This window comes from Neorhizobium descurainiae (assembly GCF_051400715.1).
Classification (GTDB): Bacteria; Pseudomonadota; Alphaproteobacteria; order Rhizobiales; family Rhizobiaceae; genus Neorhizobium.
This window is the reverse complement of the sequence record NZ_JBLFFK010000024.1, coordinates 78,753-85,228: the sequence shown is the minus strand read 5'-3', so window position 1 is coordinate 85,228 and position 6,476 is coordinate 78,753. Positions and strand designations below refer to the sequence as shown.

7 protein-coding genes are annotated in these 6,476 nt (G+C 60.7%); all 7 read right to left on the bottom strand.

What is annotated here, in order from left to right; translation table 11 throughout:
- Window positions 1-104: 104 nt before the first annotated feature.
- On the bottom strand, window positions 105-974 hold the full coding sequence (locus ACMGE0_RS28530; RefSeq protein WP_436819263.1) for an SMP-30/gluconolactonase/LRE family protein: 870 nt from the start codon (window positions 972-974) through the stop codon (window positions 105-107).
- Between the two features lies 1 nt (window position 975).
- A complete protein-coding gene (locus ACMGE0_RS28525; RefSeq protein ID WP_436819262.1) occupies window positions 976-1,692 on the bottom strand; it encodes an ABC transporter ATP-binding protein in 717 nt (238 codons plus the stop codon).
- Window positions 1,693-1,694: 2 nt separating this feature from the next.
- Window positions 1,695-2,441, bottom strand: coding sequence for an ABC transporter ATP-binding protein (locus ACMGE0_RS28520; protein WP_436819261.1), 747 nt, complete (start codon window positions 2,439-2,441; stop codon window positions 1,695-1,697).
- Window positions 2,438-3,424, bottom strand: coding sequence for a branched-chain amino acid ABC transporter permease (locus ACMGE0_RS28515; RefSeq protein ID WP_436819260.1), 987 nt, complete (start codon window positions 3,422-3,424; stop codon window positions 2,438-2,440). The genes ACMGE0_RS28520 and ACMGE0_RS28515 overlap by 4 nt, the downstream gene beginning before the upstream one ends.
- A complete protein-coding gene (locus ACMGE0_RS28510; protein ID WP_436819259.1) occupies window positions 3,424-4,302 on the bottom strand; it encodes a branched-chain amino acid ABC transporter permease in 879 nt (292 codons plus the stop codon). Before ACMGE0_RS28510 ends, ACMGE0_RS28515 begins: the two co-directional genes overlap by 1 nt.
- Window positions 4,303-4,363: 61 nt before the next feature.
- Window positions 4,364-5,500 (bottom strand): ABC transporter substrate-binding protein, encoded by a 1,137-nt coding sequence (locus tag ACMGE0_RS28505; RefSeq protein WP_436819258.1) that lies wholly within the window; start codon window positions 5,498-5,500, stop codon window positions 4,364-4,366.
- A 104-nt stretch (window positions 5,501-5,604) separates the two neighbouring features.
- Window positions 5,605-6,429: a shikimate dehydrogenase family protein gene (locus tag ACMGE0_RS28500; RefSeq protein WP_436819257.1), complete on the bottom strand. Its 825-nt coding sequence runs from the start codon at window positions 6,427-6,429 to the stop codon at window positions 5,605-5,607.
- Window positions 6,430-6,476 lie beyond the last annotated feature (47 nt).

Sequence of the window (6,476 nt, the reverse complement as noted above, 5' to 3'; positions counted from 1 at the left end):
CCGTCAAACCCAGCCTTCGAAATCGCCTCCAGCTTCTCGGGAAGGTCCCCGCTGATCGATACCGTCGCTATCGACGTCTTCATGGGAAGCTCCTCCGTTGAAAATCACAGCGCCACGCGGAATTCCGGCCGGCCTCGAATGCCGACATCGAGCACGAGAACTTTTCCCGCAAGCGGCTCGGCCGCACGCTCCTCCGGCGAGAGCGGCTCGCTGGCAGACGTCACGTAAAGCCTGCCGAAATCCCTCCCCCCGAAACAGCAGCAGGTGGGGTAGGTAACGGGCAGTTCGACCACCCGTGACGCCTCGCCTTCGGGACTGTAGCGAACGAGACGGCCGCCGGCATATTCCACATTCCAGACATAGCCTTCCCCGTCTATGCAACTGCCGTCCGGCCTCGCGGGCGCGGTCGTGGTCGCGAACAACCTTCGCTCGCCGACGCGACCGTCGGCCGGATCGTAGTCGCAGACCCAGATCGCATAGGCGCGCGTATCGCCAAAATACATCCGCCGCCGTTTCGGATCGAATGCCAGCGCGTTGGGAATGGCCAGCTTGTTGGCCTCGACCGAAACCTCAAGATCCGGCGAGATGCGATAAAGCGCACCAACCGGGGCATAATCCGTCTCGCGGAGCGTTCCAACCCAGAAATTGCCGGCCGAATCGGCGCGGCCGTCGTTCTTCCGATGTTCTGTGGCTCCGGGTTCCGGGTCTACGAGAAAAACCTGCTCGCCTTTCTCCGGATCATAGGCGAAGACGCCGTTGTCGCAAGCCAGCACCAGGCCGCCGATTCGGCGAAGGGCAAGCGATCCGATCCGCCGCGCCGCCACCGGATGCCGCAGGCAGGCCCCGGTGCTCGGATCATGGCTCCATAGCGCCGGCTCGAGTACGTCGACCCACCAGAGCCGGCCGCTGCGCTCGCACCAGATCGGGCATTCGCCCAATCTGGAAGCTGCCGAGTCGAGCGTCTCGATGACCATGCTAGGCCTCGACATGTCCGCCAAGGAAGAGCTGGCCGACGCGCGGATCGGCCAGCAGTGCCGCAGCCTTGTCATACATTCTCGTCTGACCGAGCTCGAGCACCAGCCCATAGTCCGACATAGCCAGCGCAGACTTGGCGTTCTGCTCCACCATCAGGATCGTGACGCCCTGGTCGCGAAGCCTGATCAACGTCTGAAAGACCTCCTGCACCAGGTTGGGCGAAAGCCCGATCGACGGCTCGTCTATCAGGATCAGCTTGGGATCGAGCAGCAGGGCGCGCGCGACTTCGAGCTGCTTCTGCTGGCCGCCGGAAAGCTCTATCGCCTTCCGATCCCGAAACTGGCGCAGCATGGGAAACTGATCCATGACAGCCTCGATCCGCTGACGCACCTTGGCCTGATCCGGTGCCGTTATGCCGCCGAGTTCGAGATTGTGATAAACGGACAGTTGCGGAACGACATTCCGTCCCTGGGGCACATAGGTCACGCCGTGCGAGATCATTTGCCTGGGCGTCTGGCGGGTGACGTTCCTGCCGTCGAGAAGAATCTCGCCGGAGTGGATGTTCAAAAGGCCGAAGATCGCCTTGAAAACCGTCGACTTGCCGGCCCCGTTCGGCCCGATCACCGTCGTGATTGATGCCTTCGGGATTGCGAAGGAGACGCCGTTCAGAATGGTGATCTTGCCGTAGCCGCCGTGGATATCCTTGAGTTCAAGCATGTTCAGCCTCCGAGATAGGCATCAATGACCATCTGGTTCGCCCGGATATCTGCCGGCTTGCCTTCGGCGATTATGCCGCCTTCCGCGAGCACTATGATGCGCGTGCACAGGCTCATCACGAATTCCATGTTGTGCTCGATGACCACAAAGGTCGTGCCGTGTTCGGCGTTGTAGGCCGTCAACCGCTCCTTGAGATTGGCGAGCATGGTCAAGTTAACCCCACCTGCCGGTTCATCGAGCAGCACGAGGCTCGGCCCTGCCATGAAGGCCATTGCCGCGTCGACGAGTTTCTGCTGGCCGTAGGACAACGAACCGGCCAAGGTGTCGCGTAGATGATTCAGGCGGAAAAACGAGATCAGCTTGTCCGCCTCCTTCGTGAGGCCGGCATCGTTCGGGCCAAACAGCCGCGACACCATGGTGCCATGATGCTCCTGGCCGGCTAGGATGATATTGTCCAGCACGGTCATTTTCGGGAAGACGGAAAGCTGCTGGAAGGTACGACCGACACCCAGCCTATTCAGGTCCGAGGCACGCAAGCCCGAAACATTGCGGCCGTTGACTTCGACTTCACCCGTATCCGGCCTAAGCTGACCGAGGATGCAATTGAACAGGGTCGATTTTCCCGAACCGTTCGGGCCGATCAGCCCCAGGATCTCGCCTTTATGAACTTCGAAAGAAACGCCGCGCACCGCGCGGATACCGCCGAAGCTCTTCTCGATATTGCGGACGGAAAGGATCGGCGTGCTCATTTCAGGCTCGCTCCTTCCTGCATGTCGGCACGCACCTGCTGGCGCGGCCAGAACTTTTCACGGATACGACCCCAGACGCCGATCAGGCCCGAGGGGACGAAGACCAGCATGACGATGACAAGCGCGGAATAGATGATGAGGTAATAGCCTTCGGTAAACCGCAGGACCTCCGGCAGAAGGATAACGACGCCGGCGCCGAGGAAGGGCCCGAAAAAGAAGCCCGCACCGCCGACGACCACCATCAGCAGGATGCGCAACGAATGAGCCAACCCGAACGAGCCCGGCTCGATGAATTGCACCAGCGGCGTGATCAGGGAGCCGGCCAGCCCGCCGTAGGTGGATCCGATCGCAAAGGCGAGCAGCGTGAGGCGACGGGTATCGACGCCGAGGCTTTCAGCCCGGATCGGGTTCTCGCGCAACGCCTTGAAGGCGCGTCCCCAGGGTGATCGTACAATGCCCCACATTGCCAATGAGGCAATCACGGTGATCCCGAGCGTGAAGTAGTAGAAGTGCAGCTGCTTCATGGTCTTGAACAGGAAGAAGTCCGGCCGCGGCATGCCGACAAGGCCATAGCTTCCACCCGTCAGCCAATCCTCGTTGCGCAGCACCAGGAAGACCAGCGTGTTGAAGGCGAGCGTCACGAAGGCGAGGAAGTGCCCTTTGACACGCAGCGCCGGGTAGCCGAGCAGCAGTCCGATCACGAAGCAGGCTGCCAGCCCGATCGGCATGGCAAGCACCCAATGCCATCCTGCCAATGTCAGAAGCGCGGTCGTGTAGGCGCCGATCGCCATGAACGAGGCCTGCGCGAGCGAAATCTGGCCGGCGTAGCCGAGCGTCAGGTTGAGGCCCATGGCTGCGATCGCAAAGATCAACCAGGAGGTCAGCACGTAGATGATGTAGTTGCCCTGCCCGATGGGCAGCAAGACGGCGATGATGAGCAGTGCGAGGATCGCGACCTTCGTCGCCAGGGAATTCATGCGCATTAGACAGCCCTCCCCTCGGATGTGCCCATGATGCCTTGCGGCCTGATGAGAATGATGGCGATCAGGAGAACCAGGGGCAGCGCCGCGCGGTATTCGGCAGTCACATAAGCGGCCGTGAGATTGTCCAAAACGCCGATCAGCAAACCGCCCACGAGCGCGCCGCGGATCTGGTTGAAGCCTCCGACGATCGCCGCGATGAAGGCTATCAGGCCGAGCGTTTCGCCGTTCGAGAACTTTGCGAGATAGATCGGCGTGATGAGGAACGATGCGAGGGCGGCAAGGGCGGCGTTGATCAGAAATGTATAGAGGATCATCCGCTTGACGTTCACGCCCAGAATTTCGGCGACGGCCGGGTTCTGCGCGGTGGCCTGCATGCAGCGCCCGATACGGGTGCGATTGAGAAACAGCGTCAGCAGAACCACGATAGCCAGCGATATCGCCAGGTTGAACAGGTCCTGCGTCGACAGGATCGCGCCGAAGACATCGACGGGATCGTTGGGAAACACGGACGGGAACGGCTGGGCTTCCGCAGAGTAGAACTCCTTGACGCTTTCCTTGAGCAGAATGCCGAGCGCCATGGTCGCGATGATCAGCGTTATGCCGCCATGTGGCAGGATCGGTTCAACGATCAGCTTCTTGAAAAGAATGCCCAGGACCACAAGCGAAACGGCCAGCCCGAACAGCAGCGCCGCCCACAGGGGCATGCCGAACAGGCTGATGCCGATCAGCACGAAGAAAGCCGGAAGCATGACGAATTCGCCCTGGGCGAAATTGACGGTCTGAGCGGCCTGCCAGACCAGCGTAAAGCCGATCGCGACAAGCGCATAGATCGAGCCGGTCGCAAGACCGGACAGCAGGACTTGCAAAAACTGGGACATAGGTGTCTCTTTCGGAAATGGACCGCGGCAGCTCGAACCGCCGCGGTGAGACCGACGTCGATCAATTGGCGGGCACGGCGCCGATGACGACGGGCGCGCCGTTCTTGACCTGCACCATGAAGCTGGGGCGGGACATCTCGCCACGGTCGTCCCAGCAGGTATCAAGCAGGATCTTCGGATGATCGGCGGCCTTCAGGCAAAGACCATGCATCTTTTCGGAAAAGGCCTCGCCGTCGAACTCGCCCACCAACTCGGTGACATATTTCGTCGTCCAAGCGCCAACGTAACCCTTGATCGCGTCATGGGTTGGCTTACGCTTGAATGTCTCCTCGAACTTCTTCGAAAAAGCACCGATGCCTGGAACATCGGTTGCCGTGGCCGTCACGCCCACATGCGCGATCGCCCCTTCGGCGGCACCTCCGGCCAATTCGATGACCTTGGCTTCCGTAAGCGTGACTTCACCGACAAGCGGCATGGCGAGCGACTGCTTTTTCGCCTCGATGAGAAAACGGGCCGATTCCTCCTGGTTCATGTAGACGAAGATCGCGTCAGGTGCGGCCTGCTTGAGCTTGGCCACGTCAGCGGCATAGTCGGTCTGCGCCTGCTCGGACGGCACGTCCGCAATCACTTCGATGCCGGCCGTCTTCATCTCCTCGATGAAGACGTTGCGCCCGCCCTTGCCGAATTCGTTGTTCACCCACGCGACGGCAACCTTCTTGGCCTTCAGCGTATCCTTGAAATAGGTCGTCAGCGCCGGAACGCCCTTTTGCGCGCCCGACGACGTGCGAAATACGAAAGGGTTGCCCTTCTCGACGATGTTCGGCGCTTCCGAGCCTACGAACTGCGGAATGCTGTTCTGCTGGGCGACGAGCATGTTGACCATGGTGGAACCGGAATAGATGGTTCCGAGAATGGCATAGGCGCCGGCATCGATCGCCTTCTGCACCATGGCACGCGAGACCTGGGGGTCGGTCTGGGTATCGTATTCCGTCAGCTCGACCTTTCTATTGAGGATGCCGCCCTCGGCATTGATTTCCTCAACGGCGATCTTGATGCCGTCCCGCCAGTTGGTTCCGGACGGGGCGCCGGGACCGGAAAGCTCGGCAACCATGCCAAGTTTGACCGTCTCCTGCGCCAGCGCGGTTCCGGCGGTGGCCATCAGTACGGTTGATAGTGCAAGCAGGTATTTGCGATACATCGAAGTCCTCCCGATATAGATTGGTCGCCTGGTACTTACCTCTCCGTCTCCCTACATGCGGTGATAAGACATGGGAACACGTGAAGAGGCGAAACTTCAATTTGTCATGGGATATCCCCTGACGGTGCCGGCCTGGCGAGGAGGAACTCGACGAGCGTTTCCGCCTGCCCGTCGAACATGCCTCTCCCCGTCATCGTGCCGCAGCCGCGCTTGCGGGCCTCTTCTATCAATGGTGGAATCTCAGGCTTGGTGACCACACAGGCCACGAACTGCCACGCCTCCAGTCTTGATACGTCTACCGGCAACGGATCATCCGGCAGCATGCCGAGCGGGGTCGCATTTGCAACGAGATCGTATCCCGATGGATCGGCGCTTCCGATGGTGATCTTGCCTGGGAAACGCTGCGTCAGCGCGGCGATGACGGCATCCCGGCGCATGATATCAATGTCGTGGATCGCAAGTCCTGCCGCACCGCGTATCATGATCTCGAGGGCAATCGCCGAGCCGGCACCGCCGCATCCCACCAGCAGCGCCCGGCGTTCGCGAACATGGAACCCTTCACGTTCCAAGCCATTGAGATAGCCGAGCCCGTCTGTATTGTCACCGATCCAGCCGTCATCGGTCTTGCGCACCACATTCACGGATCTCACGAAATCCGCGCGATCCGTTCTCATTTGGCAGAGGGCGTAAGCGGCGTTCTTGTGTGGGACGGTTATCAGCATCCCGCCGACATTGCGGATCGCATGAAGCGCTTCGAAGACCTTGGGCAAATCCGGCGGGGACACATGCATCGGCACGCAAACCGAATCGTCGCCCCGCTCCGCCAAGATCCGCGTCAGGCCGCTCGGAGAACGCACCTGCGCGATCGGATCACCCAGAACCGGGAAGAGCCTGGTACTGCCCGAAGGAATGACGCCTGTTATCTGCATGCTCCGCCCTGAACCTTAGCTGGGAATGATGTCCTGCCGAGCTCCGG